Origin of the sequence: Coprococcus sp. AM100_B19A, from assembly GCF_027662015.1 — a bacterium.
In the GTDB taxonomy this organism is placed as follows: domain Bacteria; phylum Bacillota; class Clostridia; order Lachnospirales; family Lachnospiraceae; genus Allocoprococcus; species Allocoprococcus comes.
The window spans coordinates 14878-34754 of record NZ_JAQDKN010000012.1 but is presented as its reverse complement, the minus strand read 5'-3'; the positions used below and the strand labels follow the sequence as shown (position 1 = coordinate 34754).

General features: G+C 43.5%; 13 protein-coding genes. 3 read left to right on the top strand and 10 right to left on the bottom strand.

Annotated elements, in window-relative coordinates; genetic code table 11:
* Positions 1-10: 10 nt before the first annotated feature.
* From PGQ33_RS12005 to PGQ33_RS11995, 3 genes are read right to left on the bottom strand one after another with little or no spacing between them, the layout of a single operon-like run.
* A complete protein-coding gene (locus PGQ33_RS12005; RefSeq protein WP_270205810.1) occupies positions 11-1945 on the bottom strand; it encodes a V-type ATP synthase subunit I in 1935 nt (644 codons plus the stop codon).
* Positions 1942-2988, bottom strand: a complete 1047-nt coding sequence (locus PGQ33_RS12000) for a V0D/AC39 family V-type ATPase subunit (protein ID WP_117835888.1) — start codon at positions 2986-2988, stop codon at positions 1942-1944. Before PGQ33_RS12000 ends, PGQ33_RS12005 begins: the two co-directional genes overlap by 4 nt.
* Positions 2989-2991: 3 nt before the next feature.
* Positions 2992-3303 carry a hypothetical protein gene (locus PGQ33_RS11995; protein ID WP_008371126.1) on the bottom strand — a complete coding sequence of 104 codons (312 nt, stop codon included), beginning with the start codon at positions 3301-3303 and terminating at the stop codon, positions 2992-2994.
* Between the two features lie 215 nt (positions 3304-3518).
* Here PGQ33_RS11995 and trmB point away from each other — a divergent pair, with 215 nt between their 5' ends.
* Together trmB and PGQ33_RS11985 are read left to right on the top strand one after the other, a co-directional pair.
* A complete protein-coding gene (gene trmB, locus PGQ33_RS11990) occupies positions 3519-4175 on the top strand; it encodes a tRNA (guanosine(46)-N7)-methyltransferase TrmB (protein WP_008371128.1) in 657 nt (218 codons plus the stop codon).
* 341 nt (positions 4176-4516) lie between these two features.
* Complete coding sequence (locus PGQ33_RS11985; protein WP_008371132.1) at positions 4517-4840, top strand: thioredoxin family protein; 324 nt, start codon at positions 4517-4519, stop codon at positions 4838-4840.
* Between the two features lie 60 nt (positions 4841-4900).
* Here the strand turns inward: PGQ33_RS11985 and glgB are convergent, their stop codons facing one another.
* On the bottom strand, positions 4901-6946 hold the full coding sequence (gene glgB / locus PGQ33_RS11980; protein WP_270205809.1) for a 1,4-alpha-glucan branching protein GlgB: 2046 nt from the start codon (positions 6944-6946) through the stop codon (positions 4901-4903).
* Between the two features lie 180 nt (positions 6947-7126).
* A complete protein-coding gene (locus PGQ33_RS11975) occupies positions 7127-10135 on the bottom strand; it encodes a tetratricopeptide repeat protein (protein ID WP_270205808.1) in 3009 nt (1002 codons plus the stop codon).
* A gap of 1316 nt (positions 10136-11451) precedes the next feature.
* Between PGQ33_RS11975 and PGQ33_RS11970 the strand changes: the two genes are divergently transcribed.
* Positions 11452-12861 (top strand): amidophosphoribosyltransferase, encoded by a 1410-nt coding sequence (locus PGQ33_RS11970; RefSeq protein ID WP_195502424.1) that lies wholly within the window; start codon positions 11452-11454, stop codon positions 12859-12861.
* 285 nt (positions 12862-13146) lie between these two features.
* On the opposite strand, the gene PGQ33_RS11965 is transcribed toward PGQ33_RS11970, so the two are convergent.
* The 5 genes from PGQ33_RS11965 to PGQ33_RS11945 form a co-directional block, all read right to left on the bottom strand.
* Entirely contained in the window at positions 13147-15156 is a 2010-nt protein-coding gene (locus PGQ33_RS11965; protein ID WP_270205807.1) for a beta-propeller domain-containing protein, read from the bottom strand.
* Between the two features lie 28 nt (positions 15157-15184).
* Positions 15185-15652: an RNA polymerase sigma factor gene (locus tag PGQ33_RS11960; RefSeq protein ID WP_270205806.1), complete on the bottom strand. Its 468-nt coding sequence runs from the start codon at positions 15650-15652 to the stop codon at positions 15185-15187.
* 119 nt (positions 15653-15771) lie between these two features.
* The gene (locus PGQ33_RS11955) at positions 15772-18063 is read right to left on the bottom strand and encodes a hydratase (RefSeq protein WP_270205805.1); all 2292 of its coding nucleotides are present in this window, start codon (positions 18061-18063) and stop codon (positions 15772-15774) included.
* Between the two features lie 11 nt (positions 18064-18074).
* A complete protein-coding gene (locus PGQ33_RS11950; RefSeq protein ID WP_117835936.1) occupies positions 18075-19178 on the bottom strand; it encodes a PucR family transcriptional regulator in 1104 nt (367 codons plus the stop codon).
* Between the two features lie 141 nt (positions 19179-19319).
* On the bottom strand, positions 19320-19847 hold the full coding sequence (locus PGQ33_RS11945) for a signal peptidase I (protein ID WP_270205804.1): 528 nt from the start codon (positions 19845-19847) through the stop codon (positions 19320-19322).
* Positions 19848-19877: the final 30 nt, after the last annotated feature.

Here is a 19877-nt window from a genome sequence, read left to right as displayed (position 1 = left end):
AAATGAAAAACTAATTTTTTGCAGTACCTGTATAAGGTTTAAATTCGCGGCCGCTGCCTTTGTAGAAACGGCTGAACATCTCGTAATAGACAAGTCTCAGGACCTGGATTCCAACGATCAGTCCTTCGAATCCACATACAAACAGGTTGCCGAGTACGATCACTACCCAGTTAATATGCCCGCTTTCGGCACCGGCAAGCATCAGTACAACCTCCATGATGGAAGCGTGGCTGACTGCGAATGCACCGATACGGATAAAGGAAAGCGTATTTGAAAAATAGCTGAGCAGGGTTTCAAATAATTCAAAGAATGCCTGGGTGACAAACATTGCTTTGCTTTGTTCCATTTTTTCGGTTTTCTTTTTGATCTTGTTCGTCAGCGGCTCTTTCAGTGCGATCAGAAGAAGCGGTACTCCGAACATCACTGCAAGAACGATTCCACCCGGCAGAGAGTGACCTGTCATGAAAAGAACGATGCAGGTAACTGCTGCCCCGTAGAATATCAGCCCTGCCACGCCGTTTGCATCAAACCAGGTTGCTTCGGTATCTTTGGCACGGATGCCGTTGATAATATGGAAAATCATAGAAATCAGGATGATTCCCATACCAAAAGCAATCGATACGATAAATACAGTATTCAGCTTTCCGATAAACGGTAAGGTGGTCATATGATTGATTGGTCGGATCCATTTGGCTTCTATAATGTCTTCAAATCCAAACACACTTCCAAACATAAATCCAAAGAAGGTGGAGAAGATTCCGGCAAGTGATACGATTCCGGCAAGGTTCATTTTCTTTGTGAAATACAGGATCGCACCGCCGATAAAGAGCAGCAGCCCCTGACCGATATCCCCGAACATGGCGCCGAAGATAAAGCTGTACATGATACCTACAAAAATGGTCGGATCCATCTCACCGCTCTTGGGAAGTCCGTACATCTTGATGAACATTTCAAATGGTTTGAAAAGCTTTGGATTCTCAAGCTTGGTAGGAGGTTCTCCAAAATACTGTTCCCGGTCCTCTTCTACTACGATATAAACCTTGTCATCTCCCTGTGCCTCTTTGATAAATGCATTTGCATCTTCTTCGGACATCCAGCCGCAGAGGATGTAGTATTCTTCCTGCTCGTCTGTCTCGGTTCGTGCCGCAAATTTCCGAATATCAAAGTTATCGGAAAAACGTTCCAGCTGAATTCTTGCACCGAGTAGTCTGGAAGCGTTCTTGCGGAACATCTCCTGACGTTTATCCTTCACTGCCTGGATTTCATCGGTCAGATTCTGGACTTCTTTATCCAGGCTCCGGTAAGCTTCCAGCGGGGTTCCGCCAAAGTCTTCCAGCAGATCGACTTTTTCAAAGTGGAGAGACCGCATGATCGAATCGACCTTTCCTGCATCAGCATCCGATACAAAATAAACGCCATAGACATAAGAGGCATCTCTGGAGCCTTCCAGAAATAATGCATCAATATCTTCAAGAAGCGCTTTTTCCAGCCGGTGATAATAATCCACATTGATTTTTCCAAATCTTGTGCGGATGTATTTGTACTGCATGATCTCATGCAGGTCAAAATCCAGAGAAGTAAAAGGTTCCAGGACTTTCATACGTGCCTGGATATTCTCTCTCTTTTTTTTCAGTTCTTCTTTTTGCTGCTGCAGATCCATGTAGTCATGATTGATAGAACGAATCATCTCAAGGATCTCGTCTTCGCTCTGATCAAAGGATGGCTCTGCTGGCATGTCTTTCATATATCCCAGAAACTGTGTCACTTTTGCGAGTGGATCACGGTAAGGGTTCATTTCCAGAAATGGCATCAGATTATCTACTGTCTTGAGCTCCGTGAGTGCATTTTCAAGCTGCATCTCATATTTGGAAAGATACCGGTTTGTCATGCGGTCGATGTCGGCGCGTGGTCCGGTAATGCTCAGGAACTTCATCTTAACAATCATTTCGCTGTTCCTCCTATATAAGTTAATGTCTCACGTGCAGGAAGTCCGTAGCGAACACATTCGAGCACAGTTGTAAGCTTATCAAGCTCCTCCTCTTTCAGAAAAAGATAGGTATTCACGGTTGCGATGGAATAAGGGTTACTTCTTCTGTCTGCCAGGTAGAGACGGTACAGGCAGTCTTTGTAAATCGTTTCGATGGACGCTGGTGTCTGAGTATCCGTGTGACGCAGATAAGGCGTTCTGGTAACCAGCTTTAAAAATTCATCGACAGACGGTGCTTCTACAAGATCCTTCAGCTGATCTACATGAATCCGGTAGTGTACCGGGATCAGCAGTGTGGAAATATCCGGCGGAAGCATGTTGTAATATTTTTTAGCACGGTAGATCCACTGCAGATTCAGCAGGTCGATCTTTGCTCCGGCATCTCTGGTGAAAATTTCCAGTTCCTTATGCTTCAGAATCTTTTTGCGTTTCTTCCACATGGTTGTAAAATAGTACAGATTCAGTGCCAGATCGTAATCAAAAAGGGTAGGGTTCTCCGCATTTTCCAGACGTTTTAACGGTGCATAGTATTCTGTGCCCTTTAAATTTTCCACCAGCTCACCGATATTCCCCGAAGTGATCAGTTTATCGATGGAGAGATCCGAATATTTGTCGAAGAATATTTTCTTATGATCCAGATCAAAAGGCTTCTGATAGTGGTTGAATACAATACGCAGACAATAGTTGATCAGATTCATCTCGTAGCGCTTCAGATAAAGCTCCAGGAATTTTTTCTGATCCATTCCGGAAAAACGGTACAGGCGTGTATAATCACTGTAAAGTGACTGCACAAGAAGCTTCTCGATCTCACCGCGGTGAAGACGGTTTTCGTCCATATCTGCAAGGACATTCCGATATCCGGGATGTTCCTTGAGATAAGCAGCAACTTCGGTTACTGTATGAAATGCGGCGATGTTCTGGAAATCTTCATCAGTGAGCAGTTTCGCCTGCATGGCGCGTACTTTTGTTACGATGCCACTGTATGCAAGTAAATTTCCCATATGCTATCCCTCTATGATACGTCTGACAATTTTCTCGGCATATGCCGTATGCTTTTCTTCAAAATCTTTTTTAAGTTCTTCGATCGCTGTCTGGTTCTTGCGGTTCTGCCTTGCAAGAATCTCATCCATCTGACGGTTTAATCCTTTGTGGATATCGTTCAGCTCCTTTTGGGTGTGATCTTCAAGTTGTTTGTCGAATTGATTGCGTTCATTTTGAATGCGTTCTTCCAGTTCTGATTTCTCCAGTTCCGCGTGTTCCACAACAGCTTCGGCTGCGTGTTCGATTTCGGAGAGCTTTTTAACAATATGATCCATTGTCCGACTCCTTTCTTAGAAATTATTTATACATTTTTAATAATGCATACATATTCTACTACTTTAAATTAGAAAAATCTACTAAATAATAAGAGAATATCATAAGAATATTTTATACAAAACTTATAAAATGTATTTTTGGGTTTTCAAATATTTCAGAATAGTATAAAATAAATAAGGTTATACATATTTTCACTAAAGGAAGAGAAAGATATATGAGGTTAAGAAATGTACCAGGAGCAGATGCTTATCTGACAGCTCATCCCCTTGTAATTAAAAATGAGACCAGATATCGCGGCACCTGGAAAGAGACTTTTCAGAATCCGGAGAATCCGATCCATATTGAGATCGGGATGGGAAAAGGACAGTTTCTTCTGACGCTTGCAAAGGAGAATCCATCCATCAACTATATCGGTATCGAACGTTATTCAAGCGTACTGCTTCGGGCGCTGGAACGCTTTGACAATGACGAGGAATACAAGGATGTCAACAATATTCGTTTTATCTGTATGGATGCGACAAATCTGCCGGAGGTTTTTGCTGTCGGAGAAATTGACAAGATTTATCTGAATTTTTCAGATCCGTGGCCGAAAGCACGTCATGCAAAGCGCAGACTTACTTCCAAGCAGTTTTTTGAGCGGTATGACAAGATCCTTGCCTTTGACGGAGTCGTTGAATTTAAGACAGACAACAGAGAGCTGTTTGACTTTTCACTGGAGCAGGTGGAGTTGGCAGGCTGGGTACTTCTGGCGAAGACCTATGATCTTCACAATGATCCGACACTCAGCAGAGGGAATGTTATGACTGAGTACGAGGAGAAATTTTCCGGGCAGGGACATCCGATCCATAAACTGATCGCAATGCGCCAGTAAGACAATTGAATAAAATGCAACAGGCAGATCATAAAGGCGCTGAGTGCGTAAGATGATTCCTGGCAATATAAGAGACAGCAGATACGGAGCAATCCGCACATCGGCTGTCTTTTTGCATATATTGTAGAAAGAGGAAATCAGGAAGGAACAGATATGCGGAAAAAGCATCATTTTCAGAATTGTATGCGGGGGTTTTGCTATAAGAATCCAAGATTTAATAAAAAGCTGATCTGTTTCAGAAATTCTTTTCAGGAAGTCTATAAAATCTTAAACCCGAAATGTGGATGCCACTAATCCAGTCCTTTTTACATAGCCTGAGATGGCAGAAATGAGGAAAGTGTATGGGTATCGCATTGATCACGAAGGATTATGAAAATACAGTCGGAAAGCAGAGGATGCCGGTAATTGTGGAGTTTTACGCATCATGGTGTCCAAAGTGCGGAATGATGTATCCTGTTGTGGAAAGGATTGCCAGCCGGTATCAGGGAAAATGGATTTTTTATAAGATTGATATTGATATATCGAAAGAGATTGCAGAGTATATAGGCATTGAGATCGTACCGACGTTTGTGGTGTACAGAGATGGAAAAATCTGTGGATATACAACCGGAGTTCTTCCAGAAGAAACTCTGGAAGAACGAATCCGGGAAATGTTAAGAAAATAATTGGTGGAATCAATTATTCGTATGATGAATATTTTGCGCAGATTGCATTGACTTGCTATGTTAAAATTCGAATACAGCAACACCGTATGGCGGAAGATCGTAACCAAATGAATATGGTCTTCCATCACATTCCTGTTTCTTTGCTTTATATACTGCCGGGCGGGCTTTTCCGCTTCCGCCATACTGCAATTCATCACTGTTCAGTACCAGGCGGTACTGTTTGCCGCGCGGTACGCCGACACGGTACTCCGGTCGTTCGATCGGTGTGAAGTTACATACGAATAAAAGGTTCTTTTTTGCGCCCTTTGAATGACGGATGAAGCTGTAAATACTTCGTGAGCTGTCATCTGCATTGACCCACTCAAAGCCTTCCATGCAGGTATCCTGTTCATACATGGCTTTGTTGTGTGTGTAAAGATGCAGCAGGTCACGGTAGAAATTCTGGAGTGCCTGATGCTCCGGCTCTGCAAGGAGATACCAGTCAAGCTCGCGCGCCTCGCTCCACTCGCGGAGCTGTCCGAAATCCTGTCCCATGAAGAGAAGTTTCTTTCCAGGATGTCCCATCATGAAAGCATAACCGACCTTCAGGTTGGCGAATTTCTCAAATCCAAGACCAGGCATCTTATTGAGCATAGAACATTTTAGATGTACCACTTCATCATGTGATAATACAAGAATATAATTCTCGCTGTATGCATAGGTTAAGGCAAATGTCATACCGTAGTGGTCGCCTTTGCGGAAATATGGATCCAGCTTCATGTATTCGGTAAAGTCATGCATCCATCCCATGTTCCACTTCAGGCTGAATCCAAGACCATCATCTTCCGGTTTGCCTGTTACTTTTGGCCATGCGGTGGATTCTTCTGCGATCATCAGTGCGCCAGGGTTACGTCCGGTAGTAACGGAATTCAGATGCTTGAAAAATTCGATTGCTTCCAGATTCTCATTGCTGCCGTATTTGTTGGCGATCCACTGACCGTCTTCTTTACCGTAATCAAGATACAGCATGGAAGCAACAGCATCTACGCGGAGACCATCGATGTGATAATGTTCGATCCAGAACAGTGCGTTGGCGATCAGGAAGTTCTTAACTTCTGCTTTACCATAATCGAAGATCTTGGTTCCCCAGTCCGGATGTTCCCCTTTCTTAGGATCTGCATATTCAAAGGTAGCTGTGCCGTCAAAATCAGCGAGTCCGTGTGCATCGCGTGGAAAATGTGCCGGTACCCAGTCAAGGATTACGCCAATCTTATTCTTATGGAAATAATTGATCATATATGCGAAATCTTCCGGCGTACCATAACGGGAGGTCGGAGCATAATATCCGGTCACCTGATATCCCCAGGAGCCGTCAAATGGGTATTCTGAAATTCCCATCAATTCGATATGAGTATACCCCATCTTTTTTATGTAGTCTGTAGCTGCATGCGCAAATTCACGGTAGCTGTAGAACCCCTCATCTTCACGTCCCGGATGGCGCATCCAGGAACCGATATGTGCTTCATAAATGGAAATCGGTGAGGAATGGAAATCCCATTCTGCCCGGTGCTTCATCCAGACACTGTCACTCCATTTTAAATGGGAGATATCAGCAATCCTTGAGGCAGTTCCCGGTCTCAACTCTGCACTGTTCGCAAATGGATCAGCTTTGTAAAGCTTATCTCCGGTCTGTGTCTCGATACAGTACTTGTAAAGCTGTCCGAGCTGTGCTTCCGGAACAAATGCGGTATAGATTCCAAGCGGTTCCTGACGCTTCATAACGTTTGCATCTTCACTCCAGCCGTTGAATTCACCGATTACGGAAACTGATCTGGCATGTGGAGCCCATACTGCGAAATATACGCCGGATTTTTTGCCATCTTTTACAAAATGTGCACCCATTTTTTTATAGATTTCATAATGGGTTCCCTGTCCGAATAAATATTGATCTAATTCGCCGATTCTGTAATCAGCGGGTTTATCTTTTGTTACAGTTTTTACAGACTTTTTAGCTGTAGACTTTTTAGCAGCAGTTTTAGCAGCTGCCGGTTTTTTTACAGTAGATTTTTTTACGGCCGTCTTGTGGGTCGTGTTGGTCTGTTGTGCTGTTGTTTTTTTTACTGCCATCCCATTCACCTTCTATCAAAGATATTTAGGAATATTATACTAGAAATAGCGATAAAAAGAAAGAGTTTTGGACAACTTATACACTTCTTATGTAAGATGTCTAAAACTCTTTGTTTATAGTTATCGGTTTGGTCTGCATATACAAAAGAACGCGCCGGAAGCGCGTTCTTTGTAGAAATCTTATGATTTAAAATCATCTTCTTTCAGGATGATGTGGTCTGAATTATCAGTGCTTCTTCCAAATACCCGTTTCACAAGATGTTTTACATTTGCTTTCTGGGAATGTGAAATTGCTTCATCCATGATCTCTTTTACTTCTGCAACAGTAACCGCATGATCTTCTCTCTGCATCATATCGATCCGGCTGTATAATGCAAGGATTCCCATTTCATCGATACGGTATCCGTTTTCCTTAGCATAGGTCTGACCGAATGTAACCAGTTCATCATTGATGAATACCGGAAGCTCCAGTCTGGAAGTAAATTTACGTTTGAATTCGCGATGGGATGCAAACATTCTTTCCAGCGGTTTCTTCTGGTCTTCCAGAAGGAAGAGAAGTTCGCCGGTCTGTTCATCCATCATATCATTCAGTTCACGGATGGTTCTGTCATTCATCTTGGAAGCTTTTTCGATGATCAGTGCGCCACCGTTCAGCTTATCGATGATACTTCCGATGTCCTTTTTGTTCAGAGAATCACCGGTTACGATTGCAACTTTACCCTGTTTGAGTCTGCGCTGTTTCTGGATTGCTTTTACAATATCAACTGCGAGGACTGTTTTTCCGCTTCCCTTGCGGCCAAGGATCAGGATGTTGCCTGTGCGGGAAGTTCCATAACGGTTACGGCAACGTTTGTCGTTATCAAGGATTTCAACAAGCTGTTCACTGACACCACGGATCGGTACAAAGTAAGAGAACAGCTGCTTCTGCTCTTCAGTAAGTCCAAGCTTCAGTCCGATCTCACTTGTTGCACTCAGATCGTAACGACCCTGTACAACGAATCCGGTATCGAATTTACCCATGCGTTCGGTGATTTCATCTTCTGACGGTTCTTCGATTTCAAGAACTTCGTCAATATCCGGAGTTGGCTCTGATTTTGAAGTTTCTTTCTTTGGCTCAGGAGCCGGTTTCTCGTCAAATTCAAGATCAAGATAATCATCACTGCTATCTAATTCTTCTTCATCTTCAAAGGAATCAAGGTCTGCAAAATCACCATCATCCTCGTCAGAATCATGATCATCGATATCGAGAGCAGATTCTTTTTCAAAATCAAAATCCTCTTTATGATCTTCATCTAATTCATCATCGATCTGGTAGTCATCTTCGTCTTCATCCTCGTATTCTTCGTCATCGTCATACTCGGAATCATCTTCATCCTCGTATTCCTCGTCGTCGTCATACTCGGAATCATCTTCATCTTCGTATTCCTCGTCATCGTCATATTCGGAATCGTCTTCATCTTCGTATTCCTCGTCATCGTCATACTCGGAATCGTCTTCATCTTCGTATTCCTCGTCGTCATCATACTTGGAATCATCCTCATCTTCGTATTCCTCGTCGTCATCATACTCGGAATCATCTTCATCCTCGTATTCCTCGTCGTCGTCATACTCGGAATCATCTTCATCCTCGTATTCCTCGTCGTCATCATACTCGGAATCATCCTCATCTTCGTATTCTTCCTCGTCATCATACTCGGAATCATCTTCATCCTCGTATTTCTTGTCGTCGTCATACTCGGAATCATCTTCATCCTCGTATTCCTCGTCATCGTCATACTCGGAATCGTCTTCATCCTCGTATTCCTCGTCATCGTCATACTCGGAATCATCCTCATCCTCGTATTCAGCTTCTTCATCGTAAACCGCATCCGATTCATCATCTTCTTCGGAGTCAACGATTTCTTCAAAATCATTTTCTTCCGGATCTTCCTCGTCAGTGTCTGAAGCTTCTTTGGATGAATCTTCCGGGCTTTCAGGCGCTTCATCCTCTTCATCATCAACGAAATCTTCAGCATCTTCATCGGTGATTTCAGGCTCTTCACCATTTTCAAGCTGTTCCATCAGTTTGCGGATATCATCAGAAAGGATTGGTTTTGTAGCTCCAAGAACTTCCTCTTCTTCTTCTTTCTTCTTCTCGCGCAGGGCTTTTTCTTTCTCAGCTTCCTCCTGGCTCTTTTCAAGAATCTTTGCATTTTCACGCTGGGTTGCTTCCCAGTTGGCAAGAATTTCTTCAATCTTCATCTTACCGGTCATCTGTGAATCGTCTGAAGCAGATTCAGGAGCAACTGCACCACTTGCAACGGCAACACCGGCTTTCAGGGCATCTGAAAGGGAAGCACCGGAAATGGTTGTGGAAATATCGGAAGTGCTTCGAATCCGGGTTTTTGGCTGTGACTCAGCTTCTGGTTCGGAAGCATGTGTCCGGGCCATTGGCTCTGGAAGATCCGGAAGATCAATACTGTCTGTGACATGTACATCTTTGCGGACCTTGTCTGCAATTCGTGGATTCGGTGCCGGACGTTCTTTGGATTTTCGGAAGGAAGGTTTTCTCTTGGAAGAATCCTTACGGCCGATACCATCATTTCGATGATCGTATTTTTCCTGCTGAAGTGGAGTCAGCGGTTTGTATTTCATTTTAAGTTCCATTGCCTGGTATACATAAGTACCTTCGCTGAACCAGAGAATCAGATCATCACATTCATCAAGACATTCGGAAGTCATACCAGCTTCAGCGTATAATCTGGCAAGTTCATATGCCCATTTTTCAACGTATTCAGAATGCTTGAAATCTTCAAGAGCTTCAATCTGTTCTTTGACTGGCGCTTTCTGTGCTTTTAAGATCTTATACCGGAGAATGTACTGGTTTGGATCTTTCGGAGCAAGCTTGACAAATTCTTCGTAGCAATCAGCTGCTTCATCGAAATGTCCCAGCTTCAGAGAAATAATTCCCAGGCGGTATACAACCTTTCTGCTGGAAGGTGCTTTATCATACGCAATAAATAAGGTATCACGTGCTTTACCAAGTTCCCCCGCATTTTCATAGATTTCGCTTACGGTAGAGAGCATGGCGGTATTTTTTACTTTACGCCAGTCGATCGTATCTGCAATCGACATCGCTTTCTGGTAAGACTTCTGTTCGGCATACGCAAGCATCTGCTCTGTCTTTGCGCGATATTCATATTTATCCAACGTTTCTCACCTCATATGATTATTATTAATTATTTTACTTTTCCTCAGTAAGTCTGACTTTTGTACCAGAAACGGAAAACAAAAGTCTTATAATTTTACTTACTAAGTGTATCATAGAGCGTTGTCAATGTCAAAAATTACGGCTGATATTTTTCAGAAATGTTAAAAAAATATTACAAAAAATTCACAAATTGGGAGCTGGTAACAGAAAAAAAGGAGACAGCCATCTTTTGAATGGCTGTCTCGGAATATTCAATTGTAATTTTTATTTTTATATCGGAGGAATTAAGTAATTCTTATTCCTGTAAGTTCTTTGAGCATTTCATATGATATTCAGATTTTATAAAATTTATAAAAATGAAATCATATGAATCGATTTTGATCAATTCTGATCGTTCGTTATTTTATATAATCAGGTAATCCAATTTTGGTATTTATCAGCTTTCTCGTCACTGTTAAATTTACTTATCAATGAATGTTTCTTTACACATTTTCTGATCTTGAATTACTGTGGTATTTACTTCAATATGTCAACAAATGCTGAATCTTTTTATATCTTATAATCGCTTCCGGTTTATCTACTACTCCGACCTTTTTTATCATTAACTTTTCTCTTACCGGATTATAATCTATGGTTAAGGCTCATCTCACAGGAATTTACATTTGCCATACCATTAACATATTGAGTTTTAGATGATGAAATATCCAACGGTCAAAGCCTCCTTCCTTTCGTTCTCGTTCCAAAATTTTATCCGGATATTCTTTTTCTCTTATACTTTTTTCTGTTCAGAAGTCAGATATCAATTTTCTCTTATTATTATAAATTATCAATTTAAAAAATTGTTCTCTACACACTCCACTTACAAAACGCTCATAACCAAAATGTATAGTTGCTTTTTTAAAACTTTCTAACCTTCAAATAACAATTATTCTTGTTACCCTTTTCTGATCTGGTTCTTCATCTTATACTCTTGGCGAGTATATATGAAACTATGTAACAGATTAAAAAAATATCTTTTTGAAATTCCCTTTCTCGTCAGGAACTTCTTTTCTTTTGGATTGACTTAATAATAACACCCAAATACTTATTTGTCAATATAATTTTAAAATAATTTTAATAAAATTAGAAAGAACTGAAATTGCAATATATATATCAGAAAATTCAAACAATTATAAATACGATTAGAAATAGTTATAGCCATTTGCAATATATTCGGGGTTTTGCTATTGTTTCCGTCCATAAATGCATGATACACTAAAAAATAGATGAAAAATACAGGCTATGGCATTGGGATAAAGAAAGGAGACCTACAGATATGGGAGGATTTTTTGGCGTTGCATCAAAAGAAGCATGTAATCTGGATCTTTTTTATGGAACAGATTATCATTCGCATCTTGGAACCCGCCGCGGAGGTATGGCTACTTACGGAAGTGATGGCTGGAAGAGAGCGATTCATAATATTGAAAATTCGCCGTTCCGTACAAAATTTGAGAAAGATGTTGATACAATGAAGGGAAATATTGGAATTGGATGTATTTCAGATTATGATCCACAGCCAATTCTGATCCAGTCGCATCTGGGGTGCTTTGGAATTACGACAGTAGGTAAGATCAATAATGCGGATCAGCTAATCCGGAATCTTTATGAAAATGGACATACACATTTTCAGTCTATGACCAGTGGACAGATCAATTCTACAGAGCTGGTTGCGGCATTGATCTGTAAAAAGGATTCGTTTGTTGAGGGAATCCGTTATGTGCAGTCAGTAGTTGAAGGCTCGATGACACTTCTGCTTCTGACAGAGAATGGAATTTATGCAGCCAGAGACCTTCTCGGACGTACACCGGTTGTGATCGGAAAGAAAGAAAATGCATACTGCGTTTCCTTTGAAAGCTTTGCATATATCAACCTTGGATACACAGATTACAAAGAGCTGGGACCTGGGGAAATCGTCTACGTGACACCGGAATCTGTGGAGACTGTAAGTCCTGCATGTGAAAAGATGAGAATCTGTTCGTTCCTGTGGGTATACTATGGATATCCTACTTCTTCTTATGAAGGGGTTGGTGTAGAAGAAATGCGTTACAACTGTGGAAAGCTTTTAGCACAGAGAGATGACCATTCGATCGACGTGGATATTGTTGCAGGAGTTCCGGATTCAGGTATCGCTCATGCGATAGGCTATGCAAATGAATCAGGTATTCCGTATGCAAGACCATTTATCAAATATACTCCGACCTGGCCAAGATCCTTCATGCCGACAACACAGAGTCAGCGTAATCTGATCGCCAGAATGAAACTGATCCCGGTACATAGTCTGATCGAAGACAGAAGCCTTCTGCTGATCGATGATTCGATCGTGCGTGGCACACAGCTCCGTGAGACGACAGAGTTCCTGTATCAGAGTGGCGCAAAAGAAGTGCATGTCCGCCCGGCATGTCCACCGCTTCTGTACGGTTGCAAATATCTGAACTTCTCGCGTTCCAAATCAGACCTGGATCTGATCACAAGAAGAATCATCCGTGAGTGGGAAGGCGACAATGATGTCAATGTGCTGGATGAATATGCGGATCCGAACAGTGACCGGTATGCAGCAATGCTGGAGGAAATCCGCAAGAGACAGAATTTCACTTCCCTTCGTTATCACAGACTGGATGATCTGATCAAATCAATCGGGATTGATGCATGCCAGGTATGTACCTATTGCTTTAACGGTGTGGAATAACAGGTAAATGAAAATAGAAAACAGGTGTCCACGTAAGTATATCTTAGTGATATATCCCAGTGGGCACCTGTTTTTGTGTATACGATGAGCCAAGTGCAGATTTGTGCTTGCACAAGGATCTGCATTTGGCGAATGTACATCATCGAGCTGTTAAGCGAGATGATGTACAAAGTATAAGAATCGAGTAGGAGTCAGCCTACTCGATTATATACGATTTTGGTGTATACAATGATGTGGAATGGTGTACAAAGTATGCGGAGCGGCAGCTCCTTCTGCAAAGCTGCACTATAGCAGCAGATCATCTATCTTCACATAGTCTCCCATCCGGTATGCTTCAATTGCATTTCCATTGATCACATAGAACTTTTCGTTTGCATACACACCGCGGGTTCCAAGGTAAGAATTACCGTTGACTTCCTCCTGCATCTGTACCTGGAAGCCCTGATCTTTATCGTAAGAAAGGATCACATACTGGTTGGCAGATCCGGAAAGCGGAAAGCCGATCAGATTCTTTTCCGGATCAACCAGTGCTGCACGGTAGTCAGAAAAAACATCCGAGTAATAGTACTGATCCAGGGTGTACTTGCTGACTTCCTTCACATCCGAAGGATCACTGATATCAAACATGGAGATCTTTACCCCGTTTGTAATGCCATTTTCATCGGTATCCATACCGATGCCAAGAAGCAGGTTATCACTGTAAAAATGCAGGTATTCCGAAAAGCCGGGAATTTTCAGCTTGCCAAGGATCTTCGGATTCTCCGGATTGGAAAAGTCTACGGAGAATAAAGGATCTGTCTGTTCATAAGTTACAAAGTAACCGGTATCGCCCAAAAATCTTGCGGAATAGACCTGTTCATTTTTGGCAAGATCCTCGATCTTACCGATTGTTTTCAAATCTGCATCCAGCACATAGACTGAATTGGACTGTGAAGAACTTCCGACATTATGCGTAACCGTTGTCACCAGCCGCAACGTATTGTCATACTCATCAATGCTGAAGGAATCGTTCAGATATCCTTTTACTTTGCCCTGTGCAGAGCCGGAAAGTTTTCCTTTATTGTAAGACAGCTTGCGGAGGATCGTCTGATTCTTTGCCGCAAGATTATCTGCGAGGATACTGCTGTTCGCATACTCATAAATATAAATGTTGTTCTCACTCACATAGACTTCGCCATTCTCAGACATGACTGCTTTCTGGTCTGCTGCCTTATCCGGACTGGAAGCGGAAACGGAGCTGACAACAAGGTACTGGTCTGCTGCATGGTTCGTCGGGAGATAGATATCCGACTGCTTCAGAAGATTGTCACCAACAAGCGGAACATAGGAAGGATAATCTTTCTTGGTGATCGTATCGTAAATATAATAGTCGCTGAATACATACAGATATCCGTCTTTAAAACGTGAAGTGCGGTAGTAACCACTCTGATCCACGGTTCCGATGGATTTCGGATTGTTGATATCTGCCAGATCATAAGTCTGGATACGGGTACAGCTGCCGCGGTACAAGGTTTTACTGTCAGAATCAACCTGCGTGTTCTGCATGTTGCCAAGGACAAAAAGCTTCTGGTCACTCAGGTAAAATTCGGATGCCTGAAAATTCTCATTCAGCGAAATACAGGAAACAACCTTCATCTGATCAGACCGGATATCTACAATGGAAATTTCCTGTGAGTTTGCTTTCAGTGTATAAAGATAACTTCCATCCGTTTTTACAATGTCTGCTTCACCGACGCCCTCTGTGCGGACGTTGGTATCGGAAAATGAAGTATCCACAGCACGTGCAGAGGCTGTTGAAGAATCCGAAGAGGAGCTGGAACTATCGGTGCGTGCACCACTGTCGGCTGTTTCAGTTGAATACATAACAATTCCGTTGTCGGTTGAACCGGTAACAGATGAAGAATCCAACTCATCCTGATAAGATTGCAGGTATGTGTAGACTTCATCATAATCGGTTGCCGTCTCTAAAGTATCGGAAGAGGCAAGCTTACCGGAGGATGTATCGATTGAAGAACTGCCTTTTGTGGAAGAAGTGGCTGAGTCTGAAGAAAGATTCTGCTGGCGGATGTGGGCGCCAATGCCGACAACCAGTACCAGTGCGGCAGCGATAAGTCCTCCGCGCATCCGGTGGCCGCGGGAAAATCCATGCTTTTTCTGGATATGTCCGGAAGCCTGAGTGCTGTTATGCTCTTCCAGCATTTTCATAATCTGATCCGGTGCAAGGCTTTCCGGAACAGGAGTTTTTTCCGTAGATTGTTTTATTTTATCCAGTATTTCTTTTTCGTGATCTGTCATATGAAACACCTCCTATTACTCTTTTATCCTACTCTTTCAGAAGCCAGCTCATCTTTTCGAGGGCACGCTTTCTGCGGGAGCGGACTGTATTCGGGTTCATTTTTAGCATTTTTCCGATCTCTTTACTGTTGTAACCGCCATAGACGGATAAGCCGATGATCAGCTGATCGTCTTCATCGAGAATAAGAAAAGCACGTTCGACATCTGTGCGGAGTCCGTCACAGTATGTGGCAGAAGCATGATCTTCTTTCAGCTCGGTCTCGGTCTGTTCACGGCTCTTTAACTTCCGGCGGCACACATTTGCCAGAATCTGAAAGATCCAGGAACGGAATGCTTCTTCTTTGCGTAATTTATGTATGTTCTCATAGGCGGAAAGAACGGCTTCACTGACGGCGTCTTCTGCATCCTGCGGATGATGCATCATGCAGAGCGCAAAACGATACAGATCCTGATAAACCGTCTTATATAATTCTTTAAATGCAATTGCATCGATCATAAGGTCCCTCCTCTCATAACAGGTTCTTTGTATATAAGAGTATAAAAAAGTCGGAAGTGTTGCAAAAAGGGACAGAAAAATTTCCGTCCCTTTGAAATCATATTATTGTCTGAGAAAAATTAACCTCTGTAATAATTGATCAGACATCCTTTGAGGATGATCTCACGTTCTGCATCCGTCAGATCACCGAGCTTCAGATCGATCTCCTTCAGATCATCGCCTACGACATAAGCCTTGATCGTGGAAACTTTATCTTCTACTGCTTTGCGGATATCCGGCACGAAGAGATAGTCACCGTTCCTGAAAGAAAGCTTTGTGTGTTCCTCTTCGGTAATAAACGGAAGCATGCCCCAGTTGATCAGGTTCGAGCGGTAACGTTTGGTTGCGTACTCATTCGCGATATTCGCCCAGCCGCCGAGGACCTTCTGGCAGGAAGCAGCCTGCTCACGGGCAGAACCATCACCAGGTTTGACCGCGAAAATGGTACTTCCGACACCGATATTTCCTTTGCCGACTTCCGGATAAGACTTCTGGATTGCTGCCATCACCGGTTTTAATTCATCCAGTACATCCAGTGGACAAGTACCTGCTTCAATCGCTTTCTGGGCTTTCTGGACCTCTTTCGCGCGTCCTACATAGGCAGGATCCTTTCTGGAAAGTGCAAATTCAGCAAGTCCAAGCGGGTTGGAACGATAAGAAGAAGTCTCGCCGGACGGGATCAGTTCGTCTGTCGTTGTAACCGGATCGTGGATCTCAGATACGACCTTCAGAATCAGATTCTCAGGAAGAGCGCTCATTGCCGGCCAGTCTTTGATGTTCGGTCCGAATTTGATCTCAACCGAAGGATCAGCAACGCCGTGGCTGTCAAATACACGGTTGGCGTAAATTCTGGAATCAAAGTGGTAGGTCGGGTTCTTGTATTCAATATCAAAATCTGTTGCCGGAGTAAGGAAACCTTTGTTTGCAGCAGTTGCGGCAATGGAACGTGCATCCATAAGGGCAACAGATGCGATCTGTCCACTCTGCAGCTTGCTTCCTTCACGGTTCGGGAAGTTACGGGTAGAGTGACGGATGGAAAATGCATTGTTTGCCGGGGTATCCCCTGCACCGAAGCACGGTCCGCAGAAGGCTGTCTTCACGATCGTACCGGCTTCCATCAGGTCAGCAACCGCACCATTTTTCACAAGCTCCATGTAGATCGGTGTACTTGCCGGGTAAACACTGAAGGTAAATTCATCTGATCCGATGTATTTGCCACGGATGATGTCTGCGGCAGCACAGATATTTTCAAAACCGCCACCGGCACAGCCTGCGATGATACCCTGATCGACATAAAGCTTACCATTTACGATCTTGTCCTGAAGAGAGTAATTCACAGCACCATCCAGGCTTACCAGCGCGCGCTGCTCTACATCGTGGAGAACATCTGCAAGGTTGGCATTGACATCCTCGATGGTGTAGACATTGGACGGATGGAACGGCATGGCGATCATAGGCTTGATCTCACTCAAGTTGACGTATACAAGACCGTCATAGTAAGCGACTGCGCCAGGATTCAGTTCCTTGAAGTCATCACTTCTTCCGTGGATATCGTAGAACTCTTTGATCTTGTCATCGGTTCTCCAGATAGAAGAAAGGCAGGTTGTCTCTGTCGTCATAACATCGATTCCGATACGGAAGTCTGCACTTAATTTGCCAACGCCAGGTCCGACAAATTCCATGACCTTGTTATTGACATAGCCATTGCCGAAGGTTGCGCCGATGATCGCAAGGGCAACGTCCTGCGGTCCGACACCTTTCACCGGTTCGCCGTCCAGATAGATTCCGACAACGCCCGGCATCTTGATATCATAAGTCTTGTTCAGAAGCTGTTTTACAAGTTCCGGTCCGCCCTCTCCCATTGCCATGGTACCGAGTGCACCATAACGGGTGTGGCTGTCAGAACCAAGGATCATCTTGCCGCCGCCTGCGAGCATTTCACGGGCGAACTGGTGGATAACGGCCTGATGAGGCGGAACATAGACACCGCCGTACTTCTTTGCACAGGTCAGTCCAAACATGTGGTCATCTTCATTGATCGTACCGCCGACTGCACACAGAGAGTTATGGCAGTTGGTCAGAACATAAGGGATCGGGAATTTCTCCAGTCCGGATGCTCTTGCAGTCTGGATGATTCCGACAAAGGTAATGTCGTGCGAAGTCAGCTTGTCAAATTTGATCTGAAGCTGCTGCATATTACCGGAAGTATTATGCGCACTTAAGATCCCATAAGCCATTGTCTCTTTTGCAGCAGCTTCTTTTGTTGTCTCAATCCCTGTCTTGCTTTTTACGGCAGCAAGTGCATCGGGTGCATCTGCAATTACCTCAGTACCGTGTAAAAGATAGGCACCGCCTTCGTATAATTTCACCATATCATGTCCTCCTATTTTCTGTTTTCTATGAATTTCATGTGGTCTGCGACCATCAGAGCAATCTTAAATGTCAGGGCGTCCTCAAACACTCTGACATCCAGCCCGGTCTGCTTCTGGATCTTCTCCAGCCGGTAGACGAGCGTATTCCGGTGGACGAAAAGCTGTCTCGCTGTCTCCGAAATATTCAGGCTGTTTTCAAAAAATTTATCAACTGTGGATAAGGTTTCTTCGTCAAACTGATCAACGGTATTTCCGGCAAATACTTCTTCCAGGAACATCTCGCATAAGGAAACGGGAAGCTGGTGGATCAGCCGTCCGATACCGAGTTCGCGGTAGGATAAAATATTGCGTTCCGGATAGAAGATACGTCCCACATCCAGAGCCATGCCTGCTTCTTTGTAAGACTGTGAGACCTCTTTGAGTTCGGGAATGATGGTTCCGAAGGAAAGCCGGACATTGACCATAGCTTCGGTGTTGATCGCATTCACCAGCATATCGGCAGTCGAACGGATCGTATCATAATCATCCGTACTGTCAAGGGACTTGATCAGAATAATATGTCCCTCATCTACGGCAGTAACAAAATCGCCGGTTCCCGAGGAATAAATCCCACGGATCATATCCAGGACGATCGTGTCATCTGGATTCTTCGGTTCGATCAGATAGACGACTCTGCGCTGCTCCACTGTGATACCAAGCTTTTTCGCCTGGTTGTAGATATCTACGAGAAGCAGGTTATCCAGGAGCAGGTTCTGGATAAAACGGTTACGGTCAAGACGTTCGCTTCCGGATCTTAAAAGGCTCTCCAGCTGGCAGACACTTAAGCGTCCGCTGGTATGCACATCAATCTCATTGTTGTGCTCGATCACGAAAATATAAGTCAGTTCATCATCATCATAAACCGGAAACAGACCATAGCATTCATCCAGGTGCTCCTCCGATACGCCGGTAACCTCCAGCTCTTTTAAAAATGAGCAGACAGCTTTTTTTACTGCAGGTTTCTCCTTACCTACAGCTGCAAGCATCACTCCGTCTGTGTTCCAGATGGAACAGTTACACTCGATGATATCCCCTATTTCATTGATTGTTCTCTGTAAAATCTGGTTGGATAACAATCCATTCACCTCTCCATTCTTTTCAATATATGACAAATGGGAGAATTGTGAAATTCCCCCATCTTCTTCTGACAATACAATCTGATATTATTTTAGCAAATGTTTCACACTTTAGCAAGCTAAAATGAAAAACGTTCTCTCTTATTCGTCTTCGTCATCGCGTCTGTCAAGCATGGCAGCAACGATTTCAAGAATCACAGCAAGACCGATCATAGATGCAGCGGCAATCTTTCCTGCAGTGCCGGTTGCAGTCTGTGCGATACCGCCAACAACCGGAACAGAAAGCTTTACTTTTCCGATGTAGTTGTTGTAAGGGATCGGATTCATATCTTTTTCCTTATTGGCATCCCCTTTTGTGATAAACTGTCCCATCGCCGGGCTGTTGGATACTACACGGTGGGTGATGATCGAGCCGTCTGCATTGTTGCTGTAAAAAGCAATGACATCATCTTTGACGATCGTGTCTGGTTCTTCATACCGGACATAGACCAGGCTTCCCGTCGGGATCGCCGGTTCCATGCTCCCACTGATCACGGTATACATCTGAAAACCAAAAGCTTTCGGAAGCGTCAGCGGAATACAGGCAAGAATCAGTACTGTCAGTAAAACAGTGCCCAGTGCACTGCAAAATGCAGCCACTGGGCTTTTCTTTTTCTTCGTTCTCTTCAAAAAAGACTTCTCCTTTAGTGCCGCGCTTTT